The 16,733-nt window shown below is 59.3% G+C and carries 12 protein-coding genes and 8 pseudogenes; 10 read left to right on the forward strand and 10 right to left on the reverse strand.

Annotation, left to right across the window (positions count from 1 at the left end; genetic code table 11):
• Positions 1 to 41: 41 nt before the first annotated feature.
• Both OKW29_RS13900 and OKW29_RS13905 read left to right on the forward strand, forming a co-directional pair.
• Positions 42 to 738: pseudogene (locus OKW29_RS13900) on the forward strand (IS6 family transposase).
• Positions 739 to 836: 98 nt separating this feature from the next.
• Positions 837 to 962 (forward strand): annotated as a pseudogene (locus tag OKW29_RS13905) (TetR/AcrR family transcriptional regulator); the annotation flags it as partial.
• A gap of 71 nt (positions 963 to 1,033) precedes the next feature.
• Here OKW29_RS13905 and OKW29_RS13910 read toward each other — a convergent pair.
• Complete coding sequence (locus tag OKW29_RS13910; RefSeq protein ID WP_429291468.1) at positions 1,034 to 2,422, reverse strand: hypothetical protein; 1,389 nt, start codon at positions 2,420 to 2,422, stop codon at positions 1,034 to 1,036.
• 671 nt (positions 2,423 to 3,093) lie between these two features.
• Here OKW29_RS13910 and OKW29_RS13915 point away from each other — a divergent pair.
• Positions 3,094 to 3,288: pseudogene (locus OKW29_RS13915) on the forward strand (IS5/IS1182 family transposase); the annotation flags it as partial.
• Positions 3,289 to 3,562: 274 nt separating this feature from the next.
• On the opposite strand, the pseudogene OKW29_RS13920 reads toward OKW29_RS13915, so the two are convergent.
• A pseudogene (locus OKW29_RS13920) lies at positions 3,563 to 4,565 on the reverse strand (IS110 family transposase).
• A gap of 488 nt (positions 4,566 to 5,053) precedes the next feature.
• On the opposite strand from OKW29_RS13920, the gene OKW29_RS13925 reads away from it, so the two are divergent.
• Together OKW29_RS13925 and OKW29_RS13930 are read left to right on the forward strand one after the other, a co-directional pair.
• Complete coding sequence (locus OKW29_RS13925) at positions 5,054 to 6,955, forward strand: eCIS core domain-containing protein (protein ID WP_429291469.1); 1,902 nt, start codon at positions 5,054 to 5,056, stop codon at positions 6,953 to 6,955.
• A 113-nt stretch (positions 6,956 to 7,068) separates the two neighbouring features.
• Positions 7,069 to 8,385, forward strand: coding sequence for an IS701 family transposase (locus OKW29_RS13930; RefSeq protein WP_429291470.1), 1,317 nt, complete (start codon positions 7,069 to 7,071; stop codon positions 8,383 to 8,385).
• Positions 8,386 to 9,278: 893 nt separating this feature from the next.
• On the opposite strand, the pseudogene OKW29_RS13935 reads toward OKW29_RS13930, so the two are convergent.
• A pseudogene (locus OKW29_RS13935) lies at positions 9,279 to 9,539 on the reverse strand (transposase); the annotation flags it as partial.
• 85 nt (positions 9,540 to 9,624) lie between these two features.
• Between OKW29_RS13935 and tnpA (OKW29_RS13940) the strand changes: the two are divergent.
• Positions 9,625 to 10,092: an IS66-like element accessory protein TnpA gene (gene tnpA / locus OKW29_RS13940; protein ID WP_429291471.1), complete on the forward strand. Its 468-nt coding sequence runs from the start codon at positions 9,625 to 9,627 to the stop codon at positions 10,090 to 10,092.
• On the forward strand, positions 10,092 to 10,442 hold the full coding sequence (tnpB, locus tag OKW29_RS13945; protein WP_429291472.1) for an IS66 family insertion sequence element accessory protein TnpB: 351 nt from the start codon (positions 10,092 to 10,094) through the stop codon (positions 10,440 to 10,442). The genes tnpA (OKW29_RS13940) and tnpB (OKW29_RS13945) overlap by 1 nt, the downstream gene beginning before the upstream one ends.
• Here the strand turns inward: tnpB (OKW29_RS13945) and tnpC (OKW29_RS13950) are convergent.
• From tnpC (OKW29_RS13950) to tnpB (OKW29_RS13970), 5 genes and pseudogenes are all read right to left on the reverse strand, one after another.
• Positions 10,433 to 11,371, reverse strand: a pseudogene (gene tnpC, locus OKW29_RS13950) (IS66 family transposase); the annotation flags it as partial. The gene tnpB (OKW29_RS13945) and the pseudogene tnpC (OKW29_RS13950) overlap by 10 nt on opposite strands.
• An 87-nt stretch (positions 11,372 to 11,458) precedes the next feature.
• On the reverse strand, positions 11,459 to 11,812 hold the full coding sequence (tnpB, locus tag OKW29_RS13955) for an IS66 family insertion sequence element accessory protein TnpB (protein WP_166656338.1): 354 nt from the start codon (positions 11,810 to 11,812) through the stop codon (positions 11,459 to 11,461).
• Positions 11,812 to 12,279: an IS66-like element accessory protein TnpA gene (tnpA, locus tag OKW29_RS13960; RefSeq protein ID WP_429291473.1), complete on the reverse strand. Its 468-nt coding sequence runs from the start codon at positions 12,277 to 12,279 to the stop codon at positions 11,812 to 11,814. The genes tnpB (OKW29_RS13955) and tnpA (OKW29_RS13960) overlap by 1 nt, the downstream gene beginning before the upstream one ends.
• Positions 12,280 to 12,362: 83 nt before the next feature.
• Positions 12,363 to 13,325: pseudogene (tnpC, locus tag OKW29_RS13965) on the reverse strand (IS66 family transposase); the annotation flags it as partial.
• Positions 13,326 to 13,354: 29 nt separating this feature from the next.
• The gene (gene tnpB / locus OKW29_RS13970; protein WP_429291474.1) at positions 13,355 to 13,573 is read right to left on the reverse strand and encodes an IS66 family insertion sequence element accessory protein TnpB; all 219 of its coding nucleotides are present in this window, start codon (positions 13,571 to 13,573) and stop codon (positions 13,355 to 13,357) included.
• A gap of 300 nt (positions 13,574 to 13,873) precedes the next feature.
• Here tnpB (OKW29_RS13970) and OKW29_RS13975 point away from each other — a divergent pair, with 300 nt between their 5' ends.
• The 3 genes and pseudogenes from OKW29_RS13975 (at position 13,874) to OKW29_RS13985 (ending at position 16,132) form a co-directional block, all read left to right on the forward strand.
• A complete protein-coding gene (locus OKW29_RS13975) occupies positions 13,874 to 14,071 on the forward strand; it encodes a hypothetical protein (protein WP_429291475.1) in 198 nt (65 codons plus the stop codon).
• Between the two features lie 174 nt (positions 14,072 to 14,245).
• Positions 14,246 to 14,956, forward strand: a pseudogene (locus tag OKW29_RS13980) (recombinase family protein); the annotation flags it as partial.
• Positions 14,957 to 14,974: 18 nt separating this feature from the next.
• Positions 14,975 to 16,132, forward strand: coding sequence for a zinc ribbon domain-containing protein (locus OKW29_RS13985; RefSeq protein WP_429292505.1), 1,158 nt, complete (start codon positions 14,975 to 14,977; stop codon positions 16,130 to 16,132).
• A gap of 12 nt (positions 16,133 to 16,144) precedes the next feature.
• Here OKW29_RS13985 and tnpB (OKW29_RS13990) read toward each other — a convergent pair whose 3' ends face one another.
• Both tnpB (OKW29_RS13990) and tnpA (OKW29_RS13995) read right to left on the reverse strand, forming a co-directional pair.
• Positions 16,145 to 16,336, reverse strand: coding sequence for an IS66 family insertion sequence element accessory protein TnpB (tnpB, locus tag OKW29_RS13990; protein WP_081923009.1), 192 nt, complete (start codon positions 16,334 to 16,336; stop codon positions 16,145 to 16,147).
• A complete protein-coding gene (gene tnpA / locus OKW29_RS13995) occupies positions 16,333 to 16,719 on the reverse strand; it encodes an IS66-like element accessory protein TnpA (protein ID WP_429291476.1) in 387 nt (128 codons plus the stop codon). The genes tnpB (OKW29_RS13990) and tnpA (OKW29_RS13995) overlap by 4 nt, the downstream gene beginning before the upstream one ends.
• Between the last annotated feature and the right edge of the window lie 14 nt (positions 16,720 to 16,733).

Consider the following 16,733-nt stretch of genomic DNA (forward strand, 5'->3'; position numbering starts at 1 on the left):
GCACTGTCAGGCTGCTGGAGACGTGGCGGTAAAATGAGATGATGAAGAAGGCGAAATCGCTTTATCACGGCCACCGCTTCCCTGCTGTCGTCATCAGCTACGCCGTTCGCTGGTACTTCCGGTTCAGCTTGAGTCTGCGCGACATCGAGGAGTTACTGCTCGAGCGTGGCGTCGTCGTCACGTACGAAACGATCCGTTGCTGGTGCGACAAATTCGGCGCTGGATTCGCTCAGTGCGCCAAAGCGGCGCGGCGCAAGCGGGGCAGCACGTGGCATCTGGACGAGATGTTCGTGAAACTGCGCTGCGAGCCGTATCTGCTGTGGCGCGCGGTCGACGAGCATGGTGCCGAAGTCGACATTCTGGTGCAAAAGCGGCGCGACAAGGCTGCTGCGAAGCGCTTCTTCCGGCGTATGCTGCGTTCAAATCCGGCACCGCAGAGGATCGTTACCGACCAGCTGCGTAGCTATGAAGCATGTCTTCGTCAAAACGGCCGCACGCGTGAACAATCGCGCCGAGAACAACCACCAGCCGACCCGCAGACGGGAACGCCAGATGTGCGGTTTTCGCGATGCTCATCGCACGCAGACATTCCTTTCATACTTCGGCCCAATCCGTCAGCACTTCGCGCTGCCCAGACATCAAATGAATGCGGCACGTCATCGTCTGATACTCAAAGAACGCCTCGACGCATGGCATGATTGGACTGGCCCAGCCGCAATCGCAACAATTATCTTATAAGGATAACTAAGATTCAGCCCCACAGTTAGCCAGCAGCAGCCAACTTGACAACGCCTTCGCTGAGCCTACGCAACCTCGAGGAAATGATGGCGGAGCGGGCGCAGATACGCGCGCTCAGCGGCAAGCGTGCGCTGTCGCAAAAGGCCTTCGATGCGACCACCGAACAGGTCGTGCAGCTCGTGATTCGCGCGTGCGGCGCCAGGTCTCCCTCTGTGGAGGCTTAACAGGCTGGTGGATTTGAGTTCCTCGTTTAGCGGTGAGGTGCGGTGAAGCTGGCGGGATTGGTGGGAATCGTCTAGTCCTTGGGCGGAAACATCGCTTTGACGATGCGCTCGATGAAGTCGAAGAATTCATCGGAAGCATATCCCGCTACAAAAGCGACTGCGAGCGGAGGCAATTCGTTTTCGCCTTTCAGAAAGGTCGTGAACAAACCGATTGAGATCCCGACGATGCTCGCCGCTATGAAGCGTGAGGTGTGGACTACCCTGGCATGCTTTGGGTCGTAGGTATCCTCGAACACGGCGACGCGCAGTTCGCGGAAAATCTTCGCGCATGCGCCCAGAGTGGCATACAGGATCGGAAGCACGAAGCCCGAGATGCCGCCCGCAAATGTCGCGATCTCGTTGACGAGGATCAGCGAGATCGCGCGAATGTCCTGATAGACCGCGATCTTGCTGAATCCCTGCTGCACATCGAACTCGGCCAGAGGTGGCTCGAACTGGTCCTGCGGGTCGACAGAACCCACGCGCAAAAGCGGCAGCTTGATTTCCAGCGCCGCCCGGGTAAGGTCCGGGTCGCACATCCACGGAGTCCCATAAGGCTTTTCCACGCTGTAGAACGGATATCGATTGAACGTGGGATTGACCCTCATGTTCCACGGGTAGTTCTTCGCGTCCTGGTCCTGTACCTCGTATACCAGTGGGTTGGGATCGATTACCAGATACGCCATGTAGTGGTTGGCGTTGCATCGGCCTGCATAAGGATTGCGGCTCTTCACATCCCAGCGCAGTTCGTGCTCGACGATAAGGTTTCCAATATCGGCCACCGGCGCCCAGAGATTGTTGAGGTATTTAATATCGGAGTACAACTGGCGATTGTTGCGCGCAAATGACTGTAAGTGCTCCTTGAGTTCGAGCGACGAAGGAGCGTTAACAAGTAGATTATGTCCACCCGGATTTCCGGTTTTCGAGTCTCCCATCGCGAGAATGTAGCCTTGGAGCTCGTTATGAAGGGTGCGTGCGGTGTCGTCGTTTTCTTTGACGATCTTTGTGATCTCGTCGGAAAGCCGCGTCATGGTGAGAAGCGCCGAGGACAGCAGAATGACGATCACAGTCATGGCCGCGGTGAGATGGCTGTAGCATCTAAGCGCGCGCTTCGCCTCGGGCCGGTTGCAAGGGTCGAGTGTTTCCGCGGTAGCCGGCGCAACGCAGCGTGCTATCCGGCTCATTGCCTCATAAAAGCTTCCCTTGAGCTCTGGCGTCAACCCTTGATCACGACACGCGGCTTGCGCCGCACCGACCGCCGCGACGTCCTCCCGGCTGACCTCCAAGCCGTTGTGCGCCGCATAGGAGATCATCCACTCGCAGGCGCGCAGATCGTTCAGGAGCGACGCAGTGCACGGCAGTTCGGCCGATTGGCGGGGATGTTCAGCCGCTGCATCGTCGAGTTCGGATGAGGGTGCCATGATTTACAAAGCCAATCTCCGATAACTCGATTGAGTACAAACAGGAAATCGCGACCAGGACCAGGTTTCCACGCTCAATAAGTTCGATTGCTGAATCGGCACCGTATTGGTGCATTAACTCTTTCTTCCGAATGCAATCATGGATAAAACCAGCGAGCGGTCGACTGAATCTCTGAGAACTGAGCTTCGGACGGATGGCTTGACTATAGGTCATCGCCCTATCGACATCAAAGTTCTGGTTTGTGTGGGTGATTGGCCGTGGATATGACAATCTCCATAAATAGAAAGTACGGAATAAGCAATTCGTCGTTAGCAAACCTAATTATTGCGATAACTATGCCGCAGCGGACATAGGGTCGTTTAGAATGGCCGATTCGAACTCGTGCTGGGCCAACTCTGCTGGCCGAGTGTTTAGTCGCAACGATGAATCTGTCGAAATGTATTCGCGGTTTGCGTATTTAAGCGTACTCGCGTCCGAGCGCATCGTGTCCGGCGGCGAAGCGATCTTGACGGTTACTCAGCGATATTTTTCGAGCGCTTCATTATCGCAACCCATGTTCTCAAGAGCGATGCCCCAGTTATAGAGGGTGTTAGGAAGGGTCTGCAAAAGTCCTGGGCATTGAAGTCTGCTTGGCCTATCCTAGATGAACGCGAGTTAAAGGAGTTCGTCGATGACACAGGTCGGTCTTGGTCTTAATCTTTCAACGAAACGCACGCGCAAGCGGGAATTTCTCGATGAGATGAAGCGCGTTGTGCCATGGTCGAAATTGATTGCGTTGATCGAACCGCACTATCCGAAGGGTAAGACTGGAAGGCCGCCGTTTCCGGTTGCGACGACCCTGCAGATCCACTTCATGCATGTATGGATCCGACGCGTTTTGCAAGCTTCTTTCGTGATGTAAAACAGTCTGCAAACATGTATCCGGCTTGCTTGGTGGGCTTGCCTGCATGCCCGCAGCCTTGATGAGATCCGCGCGTCCCGTCCTTGGCAGCAGTTCGGCCTTTTTTATCGGCCGGCAGAAAGTACAGGATCCTGGGACGCTGGTCTAACCGGTTTTGTCATCACAATCAGGAAGCTTCGCAAACCAATGATGGTTATGTGACTATGACTAACATGAGCCCTTCATAGCTTCAGTACCTTCACGAATCGGCAAGTGCAACAGGTTTGTAGGTGGCTTCGGTGCTCAGAAGTACCTGAATGATGCGCGCGTTCTTGTTGGCAAGTGCAACGCACGCCCTGTTATAGCCTCGACGCGCAATCAACTCCTGCAGCCAGCGGCTTCGGGCATCGAGTTTGCCGGACACGCGTATCAGGACAGATCTGGCTCCGTGAATCAACAGCGTCCGTAGATACTTCCGAGCAGCCTGATAGTTCCGCCGGAGCCAGTCTGGCCCGGCACAAGACCCAGCCATGCAGCGAACTCGCGGCCGGATCTGAAGGCTTCGGCGTGTCCCATCGTTGCCACTGCCGCCGTCGAAGTGAGTAGCCCTACGCCAGGAATTGCTGCGATCGCTTTGGCTGAGTGATCGTCCTTCATCCACTCCCGCAACCGGCGCTCGATCTGACCGATCTGCCGGTCGATCGTATCCAGGCCTCTCCATTGCTCTCGCAGCGAGTCGATCAATATCGCGGGAAGACGTCCTGACAACCTTTCCAGAACTCCGGCCATCCCCTTTTCAAGCGCTGCCCTACCTCCTGCCATCACCTCGCCGTACTCGCTTAACAGTCTGCGGAGACTGTTGATCTGCATCGTACGGAATTTCACAAGTTGCTGACGCATACGGTGCAAAGCAAGCACGGCCTGCTGCGCTTCAGTTTTCACTGCAACCTGCTTGCACTCGACCTGGGTCGCCATCCAGATCGCACGCGCGTCGGCAGCATCATTCTTTACGGATGTTGAAGGCTTTGACGAACTTCGCCGGCATCAGCTTTACCTGATGCCCCATTTCGATCAGCCGCCGGGCCCAGTGCTGCGACCCACTGCATGATTCCATCCCAACAAGACATCTCTCCCGATTCGCAAAATACTCAAGAAACGCCTCTCTCCTGATCGCCCGGTTCACAATCTCCGGTATCCGGATTCACCCAGTGGACCTGCATCACGTTCTTGGCAATGTCCACACCCACAATCGTATCCGCCATGACAGATCCCCTTGGCGGGTTCGCGAGGCGCAACTGCGCCGGCCGCAGGGATCAGACACGAGCCTGCCTGCATCGCGGGCTTTTTGTTGCGCGGCCAATTTGAATGACATGAACGCCCCTGCGGTCGTGAGTATGCTAGTCTTATATGTTATGGGTCTCGTTCATCTTGCCTAGTTGGCGTTTCCGGGGGACGCCTGCATCAGGAGGCCTTCAAAAAATTCGTGAGCAGCCCGCCAACCACGCAGATGCCGAACGTGTCCTGGGATTGAGCCCCGAAACGTCAAATGCACCAGCATTTCTTCGAAGGGTTGAAAAAGATTATCAACAACACATGCCAAGGAGTCGGGAGTACCACGAAATGAATGCTCGGTCGGCAGAAGTGGTTCGGTTAGGATTAGCCCATGGCAGTGGGAGACAGGATGAGAGGAATATCGAGACTGTCGATCCGCGGGCCCGCCTCCTTCGTCCTGCGCTGAAAGGTTGACCCGATGAAAGCGCCCCTCCTAATTTCGGCCCGCACCCCGTCAAAGCGCTCTTCCCTGCTGCCCGCACCCGCGCACTCGGTAACACCGCCATGCGCCGGCTTGGAAGCGGGGCGCGGAAGCAAGGATCGTGGTTCGCCGTATGCGGCCACCAAGGGCTTCGACTTTGCAAAGATACCGGTCCACTCGCCGGTCACACCGGTGTCTTCCAGGAGCGCGGATATCCAGGCGAAACTCTCCATCAGCTCGCCGGGTGACGCGGCGGAGCAGGAAGCCGATCAGATCGCCGATGAGGTCATGCGCATGCCGGCGCCCGACGGTGCGCCTCCTGTTGGCGACTTCGCCCGCATCAACCTCGCGCCAATCCAGCGCAAAGCGACTGTAAGCTTTCCATCCCATGCCTCAAAGAAGGAAGCAGATCACGTCGCCACCGAAACCGTGCGTCCAGCGGTATCCTTGCAGCAGTCCTCCATCCGCAGCACACCTGCGAGGACGGTGCGCTCTACGGTAAATCTGGATACAACCACAGCAGTCGACGCAGCCCAGCGCGGCGGCACACCGATGCCCAAAGACCAGCTCTCCTACTTTCAGCCGCGCTTCGGCCACGACTTCAGCCAGGTCCGCATCCACACCGATAGCAGCGCCGCCGCCGGCGCACGTGTCATCCAGGCTCGTGCCTATACCGCAGGTCGTGACATCGTGTTCGGCGCAGGAGAGTATGCGCAGCACACCGCCGCCGGCCGCCATCTTCTTGCGCACGAGCTCACCCATGTCGTCCAGCAGCAGCGCGCTCCCGGACCGCCCAGCGTCCTCATGCGCGCACCCAACCCCACACCGACCTCGCTCGCCCAGTTCTCCGAAACCGACCGGCAAAGCCTCAAGTTCGATACAGACGCCCTGAGCAGTCCTCTAATTCTGAAACAGTTCTTCGGGCTGAAGGGAACCGTCGTCGCCGCCACCAACCTCAACGCCGATATCGATATCGAAGTCCCGGCCATCGAAGCCCTCAAAGATGACAAGGTCAAGTCCGATCTCTATAGCGGACTGCGCCAGGTCGCTCTCAGTGTCTTCGACCTCCAGCCTGGAAGCGACGGCAAAGCCCACTCCAATCGCCTGCATCTGGTTCACATCGAGAGCCTCGATCTCACCCGGTACGGAGGCCCCAAGGGCAGCTTCCGATTCACATGTGTCGGCCGCGAAGCCGCCGGCAAGATCACAGCCAAGATCCTCGTCGAAGCCATCGGCTCCCCCGCCAAGGGAATGTCCGATCCCGGCGCGGTCAAGGACATAGAAAAGCGCAAAGTCGTGCCCTACCGGCTCAAGCGGGGCTCCTCCATCACCGACGACGCCCTCTGGGAAAAGATCGAGCGCTCACTCGGCACGGTCGACGAAGCGCTTATTATGCGCATCCGAGACGTCACCTTCGAGACCTCACCCAAGCAGACCGGCGCCGACGGCGAACCAGCCTCCTTCGACTTCAGCTTCAAGAAATCCGACACCGGCCCGTGGAAGAAAAGCATCACCTTGTTCCAGAAGATGGTTACCGCCCAGGATGCCGATTTCGCCCGCCTCCTCGATCATGAATTGGGCCACGCCATCGACTTCGCTCCGGCCGAGAAACCCGGGGGGCAGATCGCGAAGGGAGAGGCCCATAATCTCCCCAAATTCCTCGAAGCAGCGAAGAAAGACGGAGGCCGAGCCAAGGCCATCACCGACTACGGCAAGACCAGTGACAAAGAGTTCTACGCCGAGAATCTCTCGCTCTTTATCCAGCAGCCGGAGACCTTCCAGGCGCTCCGCCCAAATCTCTACAACTACTTTGTAGCCTATGAATGGGAAGCTGTCCGCGATCCCAAGCTCAACGCCCCCAGCACCGTCTGGTCGACGGCTCCCAAAGCCAAGCCCTGAAAACGTCTCTTTGGGTCTCCCACATCTCGTCTTAGTCTTACTGTGTCACAAAATTCATTTGCAGCAAGGTGATACCTGGTAGTATTGAATAATACAGACTTCGGGCGATCGCGATGAGCGCAGATGTCGACGAATTTGACGCGTATCTGAATCATCTGGGGCAGGCGTTAGGACACGCCGATCGTCATGCCGGCCTCAAGGGCTATTGTTCGGGCCTGGTGTTGCCGCTGTCGCGCAAGAGCGTCGAGCCGATGGCCGCGCACATTGACCCACTTCACGCGAGTGCGAAGCACCAGTCACTCCATCACTTTGTGGCCAAGGCAGAATGGTCTGCCCGGGCGGTCCTGCAGCGGGTACGCGAATGGGTGATGCCAGCGTTAGACGCGCACGCTGCTGAAGAAAGCGGCTACTACTGGATCATTGACGACACCGGCTTTCCAAAGAAGGGACGTCATTCGGTCGGGGTGGCACGTCAGTACTGTGGGCAACTCGGAAAGCAGGACAACTGCCAGGTTGCAGTGAGCCTGTCGATCGCGACGCAACGCGGCAGCCTGCCGATTGCCTGGCAGCTGTATGTCCCCAAGGAATGGATTGACGACCGGGAACGTGCCCGTCGTGCGGGCATTCCCGACGATCTGGCCTTCGAGACCAAGCCTCAGATTGCGCTGGCCCAGCTTCGCGAGGCTATAGCATCCGGCATTGCACCGGGCATCGTGCTGGCCGATGCTGGGTATGGCGACGAAACCGCTTTCCGGGAGGGCGTAACGGAACTGGGTTTGTTGTACGCGGTAGGGATCCGGCCGGGCACCTCTGTGTGGGCACCAGGTACGGCGCCGCTTCCGCCCAAGCCCTGGAGCGGGCGCGGCAAGCCACCGACATTGTTGCGCCGTGCGCCCGGCCACGAGCCGATCGCCGTGAAGGAACTGGCCATGCAATTACCCGTAAGCGCCTGGCAATCCGTAACCTGGCGCGAAGGCAGCAACGCAGCACTTTCCTCGCGCTTTGCCGCCGTACGGGTTCGTCCCGCACATCGCGACTATTGGCGAAGCACCGTTCGCGACGAAGAGTGGCTGCTTATTGAATGGCCTGATGGCGATCCGGAGCCGCTCAAATACTTTCTCACTACCGCCCCCGAGGAGGCGACACTTGAGCAGCTTGTGTTCGTGACCAAAATGCGCTGGCGCATCGAGCGCGACTATCAGGACCTGAAACAGGAGTTCGGGCTCGGTCATTATGAAGGGCGAGGCTGGCGTGGCTTTCACCACCACGCCACACTGAGTATCGCTGCGTATGGGTTTCTGATGGCTCAGCGACTCCGGATGCAATCAGATGGACGCGATAAAAAAAACTTCCTTGAACGCGCGCTGCCTGCCCTTCCCCCGGATTACATCCCCCGGGGCAGTCCAGCGCGCTCAACGCCACGTTCCTGATTCCATTACTACGTTGCGCATTCTGCTTGGACTAAGGCTCATGCAACGATGGCTCTCTTCCTGTACGGCAATAGAGCGCGCAACTAATTATGTGACACAGTAAGATTAGAGATGTGGGATCACTCCGGGAGACAGAGCCTTGTGGGATCACAAACATTAACCTATTGATAATAATAACTGAATGACGCATCACGTCTCAGACATACCGTCGGATCCCCCAAAAATACAACGTGTGAACCGCGAGCGCTTTGCCGAAGCTCTTGTCCGCGTGGGGGATCGAAGCGCCGTCGCTCATGCGAAGCTCGACCCACCCCTCGGCGACCGCGCGCCGGTTTCGGCCGATGGTCACTAAGTCAGCCCGCGAGTCTTCGCCACCAGGGGCGGCGAGCTTCGGTTCATCACGCCAACAGCCTTCTGACAAAACCAGCTTCAAACGGCGGCTCTCGCCGCGTAGCACGGTGTCTCATCAACTGCGGGTAGCCGAAGAACTAAGTCGATCTTCTCGCATCATCAATGTCGAGCAAGGTAAGGATGTTCCTAGCACTACTTTGGCAGTTTCGGCTGGCCAGGTTCGGTGAGAAGTTTCTCACAGTGAGGGCATCGCTTGGGCGGAGGCCGTGCGAAGAGATCGAGGATGGCTTGCCTGATGGCCGGCATGCTCGGTTGTCGCGGCGGTCCACCGACTCTTTTTTTCCGTCCCGCTGCTCTGAGGCGGCGGGATTGGAGAAAGGCGTAAGCGATCATGGTCATCAAGGCGTGTCGGTGTAGGAGACCGCGCCAAAGCTGGGGCTCTATGCCGCGATATGGTGAGCGCGATCGTTGCTCGCGAGCGTCGGGTACCATCGCTCGAGGAGGTGTCAGAAATCTTGTGTGCCGAGGTCGGTTAAAAGGTCTCAGCTCATGGCGTTCGTGAAGCGTTCGCCAAACAGGAGGGCGAATTGACTGACCGCCTGCCGCCAGGTGATGGGCGGCATCTTCCAGTCCTTTTCGATGTTGCGCAAGGCGAGATACAGCAGTTTGCTGGCTGCTTCGTCGCTGGGAAAGTGGCCGCGGTTCTTGACGATCTTGCGCAACTGCATGTGCATGCTCTCGATCGCGTTCGTTGTGTATATGATCTTGCGCACTTCCGGCGGATAGACGAAGAACGGGATGACCGTAAGCGCTAAAATTAGCACATCTAACTTTGTCGGCTTCTAAGAGCGACGATTGCGTCCGCAACCCACATTGCGGACGCAGACGATGAGCGACGATGAGTTTGACTTTCTGCCACTCCGAGTCATTCGAGAATGCTCCAACGGCAAACGACGATACGACCCTGACGGGAAGCGCCGACTGATTGAGGCGTGCTTTCGACCAGGGGCGTCAATCGCTGGGCTCGCACTCAGGGCTCAGGTGAACGCAAACCAGCTTCACAAGTGGATAAGGCTACATGAGAAGGCAAACTCTGCTCGTGCAGCACGAAGCACGGTCGAGCCGTCAGCGGCGGCTTTCATCCCGGTCCTTGCTATTGAACCGGGCTCTGCGCAGCCCGCTCTCGAGCCTGCGGCGCTACCGGCGGCGTCTAGTCACAAGCAATCAGCGACTGCGTCGCGACCAACGGCGCGCCTGTCAGCGCATCTCCCGAACGGGGTAACAGTCGAACTTGAGTGCTCACGGCACGATGCGACGCTCGTCGCGGCGTTGATCGCCGCGCTGGGAGAGCGTTGATGTTCCGCCTTGAGTCCGACCTTCGCGTTTATTTGCATCGCGAACCGATTGACTTGAGGGCGGGAATCAATAGCCTCACGGCGTTGTTTGAGCAGTCGATGCAGCTCGACTCCTTCGCTCGCGCCGTGTTCGCGTTCCATAATCCCAAACGCAACCGCGTCAAGCTCTTGTTATACGAACGCTCGGGCTTCTGGCTGATGTTGAAACGCCTTGAGGCAGACCACTTCGCGTGGCCATCCCGGAAGCAGCCCGTGATCGAGTTGACGACCGAGCAGCTGCATTGGCTCTTAGATGGCATCGAAATCGACGCTGTACGACGTCATCCGGCCCGGCAGTACTGCAGGCCCTGATAGCCCGCGAGGAACGCCTGCGGATATTCCTGCCCGCGCCCCGGCTGGTAGTCGAACAGCACGACCGGCTGCGTGCTGTCTTCGGCACTGCGATACGTCCACATGTACGAGGTGCTCTGCGCCGCACGGCCCGGTTCCTTGAGTACCTGCACCGTTGTCTCGTCACCGTGAATCAACGACTGCGCCAGCAGCGTCCTGCGTAGGGCCTCATAGAGCCGGCTATAGTGCAGCTCGGCGGGCCGGATGATCCAGTTGGCCAGTGTGCCGCGTCCAACTTCAATGTCGGCGCGCCCCAATGCGTTTGCCATCCGGTATAGCGGTGTTCCGTCAACATACTTGCCAGCAGTCACGGTGGCGATCATCGCCGCACTGGCGTTGCTGCCCGGCAATGGCTGCGGCGGCATCGGTGCGGTGATCACCGGCGTGCGTTCGGCGTGGCGCTCGCAATGCCGACACGCGTACTTGAAACGCACGTGCTGCAACACCGACGCCTTCGCCTCGATATGCAGCTGCTCGCTGACCTCTTCTCCCATACGGTGAAGCTCGTGCGAGCAGCACGGACATATCTTCTGGTCATCAGGCAGGTCGTATTCGATGCGCTGACGTGGCAGATCCGCCGGCAGCGGTTTGCGTCCAGGACTGCGCCGTACCGGTTCCGGCGCATCCGGAAGGCCAGTATCGGGCAGTGTAAAGGTGTTGTCAGCGACGTCCTCGTCATGCGCTTCGGTGGCAGCAGCGATCTGCTCAGCCTCGTCGAACACACGATCGCGTAGCTTCTCGCTGCCCGGGGCGAAGCGTTTGCTCTGCGCCAGGCGGAACTGCTCCTCCAGCTGGGCAATGCGTTCGCCCAGCTGACGATTGCTTGACTCAAGTTCACGGATATAGGCCTGGGCGGCCGGCGGCAACCGGGAGAAGTCATCTTCATTCATGCTCCCAGGATAGCCGAATGCAACGCGCTACAGGTTTACGGAGATTTGTAACCGTCCCCCGTTGCGTATTGACCTGCATGCCGGTCGTTAGCTGGCGTGGCGGTACCGCCGCGCCGGATGACGGTGCATTGCATCGATGTCGATGCCCTCGAGCAGCCAGCGTAGCTGCTCGGTCGTCAGCTCGATTACCGCCTGTTGCCGGCGCGGCCAGATGAAGTGATCTTCCTCGAGGCGCCGCAACATCAGCCAGAAACCGTTGCGCTCGTAAAAGAGCAGCTTGATCCGGTTGCGTCTGCGGTTGTGGAAGGCGTATACGGCGCGCGCAAACGGGTCCAGTTGCATGGATTGCTCGACCAGCGTCACCAGACTGTTGATGCCTGCCCGGAAGTCAATCGGCTCGCGGTGCAGGAACACCTTCAAATCAGCTTCGAAGCGAAACATCAGCACCGTCCCAATGCCGCGATCATGGCGCTCACGAGGGCGGCATCGCGTTCCGAGCATTCGAGCTCAAGCTTCACGCCATTGGGCAACTGGGCCGATAGCCATGCTGATGTCGGCGAGCGCGAAGACAGATGCGACGACTGATGTTGTTGCTGCGCGCTTGCAGACGGCATCGAAGCACGCGCCGGTGCGGGATTGGCGATCGCGACGACCGGCACAAACGCCGACGCTGAAGCGGCCATGTCGTTGTCGCTCAAGGGCATTTCCGCCTGCCGATGCAGCCGAACCCATTTACGCAGCTGGTTGGCGTTCACCCCGGCCTTCAGCGCCAGCGCAGACAAAGATGCACCCGGCTGCAGGCAGGCCTCCACCAGCCGTCGCTTGTCCATAGAATCGAAGCTGCGCTTGCCGCCCACCCCAACGCGTGTCACCCGCAACGGCAAAAATGAAAGGTCATCCTGGGTCATAAATTGCGTCCGCAAGTTGTGGTTGCGGACGCAATCGTGGATCCTGCCAGACGCAAAAGCCAGGTGGGGGAAATCGCGCGCTTACCGTTGAACGACTTGAGATGCTGCTGCGGATGGGCGCCCTTGCGATCCGGTGTATAGGCAAACCACACCGCCGGCGGCGTCGTGTCGGCCGATGCCCGGTCATCGCGCACGTACACCCACAGGCGACCGGTCTTCGTCTTGCCGTTGCCCGGCGCAAGCACTGGAACCGGTGTGTCGTCGGCGTGCAGTTTCGTCGCCGACATCACGTGTCGACGCAGCGTTTCAACGAGCGGCTGCAGCAGCATCGCCGCGTGACCGACCCACTTCGCAAGTAGCGAGCGACCAAGCTCGACGCCTTCTCGCGCGTACATGACCGACTGCCGGTAAAGCGGTACATGGTCTGCGAACTTCGAGACCAGCACGTGTGCCAGCAGCCCTGGGCCGGCGAGACCACGTTCGATGGGCCGGCTCGGTGCAGGCGCCTGAGAGATGTGATCGCAACACACGCACGCAAGCTTCGGGCGCACATGACGGATGACCCGGAAGCTGGCCGGTACGTACTCAAGCTGTTCGGCCACGTCTTCGCCCAGCGACTTCATCTCGCCACCGCACTCGGAGCATTTCCCGGCAGATTCGGGCAAGTACGTTCGGAGCTCGCGCGGCAGATGTTCTGGCAGTGGCTTGCGCGGCGCCTGTTCCGCAACCGTGCGCGGCGTCTTCGGGATTTCGACCGGCGCCGCGCCTTCGTCGGCCTCAAGCTCTTCGAGGCGCAGCTCGAGTTGCTCGATCTGATGGTCCAGCTTCTCCGACTTGCGACCGAACTGCATACGGCGCAGCTTGGCAATGAGCAGCTTTAGGTGTTCGACCTCGGCTATGCGCGAGGCCAGCGCGGCTTGTTGCGAGTCGACCGTTTCCTGCAGTTTGACCACCTGCGCGTCGCGCTCGCGCAGCGCCGCCTCCTGGCTGAGCAGCATCGCCTTCAGCGTTTCGACATCGTCGGGAAGTGGGCTCGCGCGCGTCATGCGACCAGTTTACGCGCGGGCAACGACGTTTACAACGCCGAGGTCGGTCGTGCCGTTCTCGTCGGTTGCCGCCAGTCGATGCCTTCCAGCAGCATCGATAGTTGCGCCGGGCTCAGGCAGACAATCCCACCGTCGGCTTGAGGCCATACGAAGCGCCCCTTCTCGAGTCGTTTCATCAGCAGGCACATGCCATCGCCGCTCCACCACAGCACTTTGAGCAGATCGCCAAGCCGCACGATATTCAACATACCGATCGCAAATTGTTACGATCGCATACCGCTGGCATCCCGCCTACGGCCAGGAATACAGGCTGGTCCGCCGTACCGGGCGCCGCGGCAATCAGATGGTTCACCTCGACGTTCCGCAACAGATCTCCCGCGAGCTGCCAGCCTGGATGCTCGATGCGTCGATATGCTCGGCAATGTCGCTCGGCGAACCGCAAGTGAGCGCCGAAGCGCTGGCCTTCCTGTACCGCGTCCTGTCTGATCGAAAGCGCCACTCCGTCGAAGGAGGATCATCGAAACCTCTGTCAACGGAGGGCCATTCCGATGAGACGACCGCAAAGAGAACCCGGCGTACAACTTCCGCTGGAACTGCATCGAGATCCAACCTTCAACGCAGCCATAGTTGGGAATCGACGGGAGGAAGTGATCGACGCGCTCGCGGCACTTCTGCTGGAAGCGCTGGGCAGACCCGTGAACACAAACGACTCAGGAGATCGCGATGAGCCAGAAGATTTCCGCTGAGCACCTCTGCCGCGGTGCAGTCGTTTATGTCCGGCAGTCAACCATGAGCCAGGTAGTGGAGCACACGGAGAGCCAGAATCGTCAGTACGCGCTCGCCGAATCTGCGCGAGCCATGGGCTTTGCTTCAGTAACAACCATCGACGATGATCTTGGACGTTCAGTGTCGAGCGGCCCGGATTCCAGAAGCTGGTCGCGTCAGTGTGCGCAGGATCCGTCGGCGCCGTGTACTGTCTCGAGGCTGCACGACTCGCGCGCAACGGCCGCGATTGGCACCATCTCATTGATCTTTGCGCACTGGTCGGCACGGTCGTGGTTGATCACGACGGTATTTATGACCCGAGGCTGGTCAACGATCGACTCCTGCTTGGACTCAAAGGAACGATGTCGGAGTACGAACTCAGTCTGCTGCGACAGCGCGGCATTGCCGCCCGTGATTCGAAGGCCCGGCGTGGGGAATTGCGCTTCGCGCTACCTCCCGGCTACTGCTGGAACGAGCTTGGGCAGATAGAGATGGATCCAGACGAACGGGTTGCCGAGTCCATCAGGGTGCTATTCCGTAAGTTCCGCGAACTTGGCAGTGCCCGTCAGGTGCTGCTATGGGCCATACAATCCGACGTGAAGCTGCCCGTAACGCGGCACGGCCCCGCCGGCATCCGGATCGAATGGAGCCGGCCTGCATATCATACGGTTGTCCAGATCCTGGAACATCCGGTTTATGCTGGGGCGTATGTGTTTGGAAGGACGACCCAACGCACTGCCGTCGTCGACGGACGGGCTCGCAAGACTGAAGGCCACTCCAAACCGATGAAGGACTGGAGCGTCCTGTTGCGAGACCATCACCCTGGGTATATCACGTGGGATCAGTTCGAGGAGCATCAAAGGATGATTGCCGAGAACACACACATGAAGAAGCGGGCTTCCCGCCGATCTGCTCGTGGCGGACGCGCATTGCTGACTGGCCTGGCGCGATGTGGCCGATGCGGTCGAATGATGCGGGTGAACTACGGCATGAGAGCCGGTCACGCGCATCGCTATTACTGCCGCGGCGACGAGGCACATGTCGGAGCGATTCTCTGTATCGGAATCGGTGGAGTACGTGTCGACAAGGCGGTGGCGGCCGCGATTATCGAAGCCGTTTCGGAGCATGCAGTGGAAGCAGCCATTCGTGCTGCACAGCAAACATCGCGCGCAGATGACGATGTGCGTCGCGCGTTGGCCTGCGAGATCGAGGAAGCGCGCTACGACGCATCTCTCGCCGCACGCCGGTATGAGGTTGTCGATCCGATGAGGCGGTTGGTTGCGCGCGAGCTTGAAGCGCGCTGGAATGCGGCCCTCGAGCGTGTCGCTCACCTCGAAGAGCGCGCAGCGCTTCTGGACCGCGAGGTCGCAAGTCGGCCCGCGATCGACCAGGCACAGCTGATGACGCTCGCACACGATCTCCCAGCGACGTGGAATGCACCGGGCACTGACATGCGGACAAAGCAGCGGCTGACCCGTATTCTCATTCATGAAGTCGTGATTGATCTGGACGACATCACGAATGAAGCGGTCGCAACCGTTCACTGGACGGGTGGTCGGCACACTGAGCTACGCGTCGCACGGGTAAATGTTGGTCGATATCCATCCAGCCAACACTTCAGTGCTGTTGAGGTCATGCGCAAGCTCGGTGGGCAGTGGCCGGACAGGGAGCTTGCGGTGACCATGAACCGCATGCGATGCAAATCGCCAGACGGCAAGACCTGGACCACGGTCCGTGTTACCGAACTGCGCGAACGGCTAGGAATTGCGCCATTCGATCCAAGGGCATCGCATGCGGAGACGATCAGCGTGGAAGAGGCCTCACGACGACTGGGAATCTACGGGAGCTCGATCCACCGCCTGATACGTGAGGGAATACTGCCGGCGACCCAGCTCATGCCCTCGGCGCCCTGGCAGGTTCCTGTTGCTGCACTCGATTCCGAAGCCGTCAGGGAAGGTGTACGGGCTATCAAGGAACGGCGCCCACCTCACTTCAAGGCCCGACAGGAAGCAGATAAGTCACTCAAACTGCCCGGCTTTTAACCAAAGGATGCACTATGTCACGAGACTCCCGCGTTTGCCCCGAAACACGAAGACGTGCCCGCAGAACGGATCTCGTTCAAGCACGGTCTGCACCTTGGCGGCGAGACTGTTGAACCCGGCTCGCATGTCGGTGACCCCAGCGGCCAGCCACACTCGGGATCCGGACGGCAGGCCAACGGCGGACGGCAGCATCAGAAGGCTCATCGGGCAAGACCCCGCACAATCTTGATCAGGGTTGCGATGGGCGTGTCAGCGCTCAGGCGTAGCCGGACGTCGCCGCATTCGACCTCGTAGGTGCCGGCGCTGTCCGACGAGGGGCACGCCGGCACTTCCGGTAAAGGCTCAGCTACGGCCACTGGTAGCCAGTTGAGCGCAGGCACCTCTGGCAAAGGCACGTCGGGCATGCCGAAATCGCCGGCAAGATAATGACGACGCCATTTGAACAGCAGATTGGCATTGATGTCGTGCTCGCGAGCGATGAGCGCAGCCGACGCGCCCGGCTTGAGCGTCGCCTCGACGATCTGTCGCTTGAACTCGACCGAAAAATTGGGTCGCTTGGATCGTTTGGTTTGCGCAGAGCTGTCCACTGTTGCGTCCACCA

Source organism: Paraburkholderia sp. CI3, from assembly GCF_050436505.1.
GTDB classification, from domain to species: Bacteria; Pseudomonadota; Gammaproteobacteria; order Burkholderiales; family Burkholderiaceae; genus Paraburkholderia; species Paraburkholderia tuberum.

Excerpts from the sequence above, each read along its gene's own strand:
- tnpB (WP_429291474.1), bottom strand. The coding sequence starts at position 13,573 with ATGTTGAATATCGTGCGGCTTGGCGATCTGCTCAAAGTGCTGTGGTGG.
- tnpB (WP_429291472.1), top strand. The coding sequence starts at position 10,092 with ATGTTCCGCCTTGAGTCCGACCTTCGCGTTTATTTGCATCGCGAACCG.
- OKW29_RS13910 (WP_429291468.1), bottom strand. The coding sequence starts at position 2,422 with ATGGCACCCTCATCCGAACTCGACGATGCAGCGGCTGAACATCCCCGC.
- OKW29_RS13985 (WP_429292505.1), top strand. The coding sequence starts at position 14,975 with ATGAAGAAGCGGGCTTCCCGCCGATCTGCTCGTGGCGGACGCGCATTG.
- OKW29_RS13925 (WP_429291469.1), top strand. The coding sequence starts at position 5,054 with ATGAAAGCGCCCCTCCTAATTTCGGCCCGCACCCCGTCAAAGCGCTCT.
- tnpA (WP_429291473.1), bottom strand. The coding sequence starts at position 12,279 with ATGACCCAGGATGACCTTTCATTTTTGCCGTTGCGGGTGACACGCGTT.
- tnpB (WP_166656338.1), bottom strand. The coding sequence starts at position 11,812 with ATGTTTCGCTTCGAAGCTGATTTGAAGGTGTTCCTGCACCGCGAGCCG.
- OKW29_RS13975 (WP_429291475.1), top strand. The coding sequence starts at position 13,874 with ATGAGACGACCGCAAAGAGAACCCGGCGTACAACTTCCGCTGGAACTG.
- tnpA (WP_429291471.1), top strand. The coding sequence starts at position 9,625 with ATGAGCGACGATGAGTTTGACTTTCTGCCACTCCGAGTCATTCGAGAA.
- OKW29_RS13930 (WP_429291470.1), top strand. The coding sequence starts at position 7,069 with ATGAGCGCAGATGTCGACGAATTTGACGCGTATCTGAATCATCTGGGG.
- tnpB (WP_081923009.1), bottom strand. The coding sequence starts at position 16,336 with ATGAGCCTTCTGATGCTGCCGTCCGCCGTTGGCCTGCCGTCCGGATCC.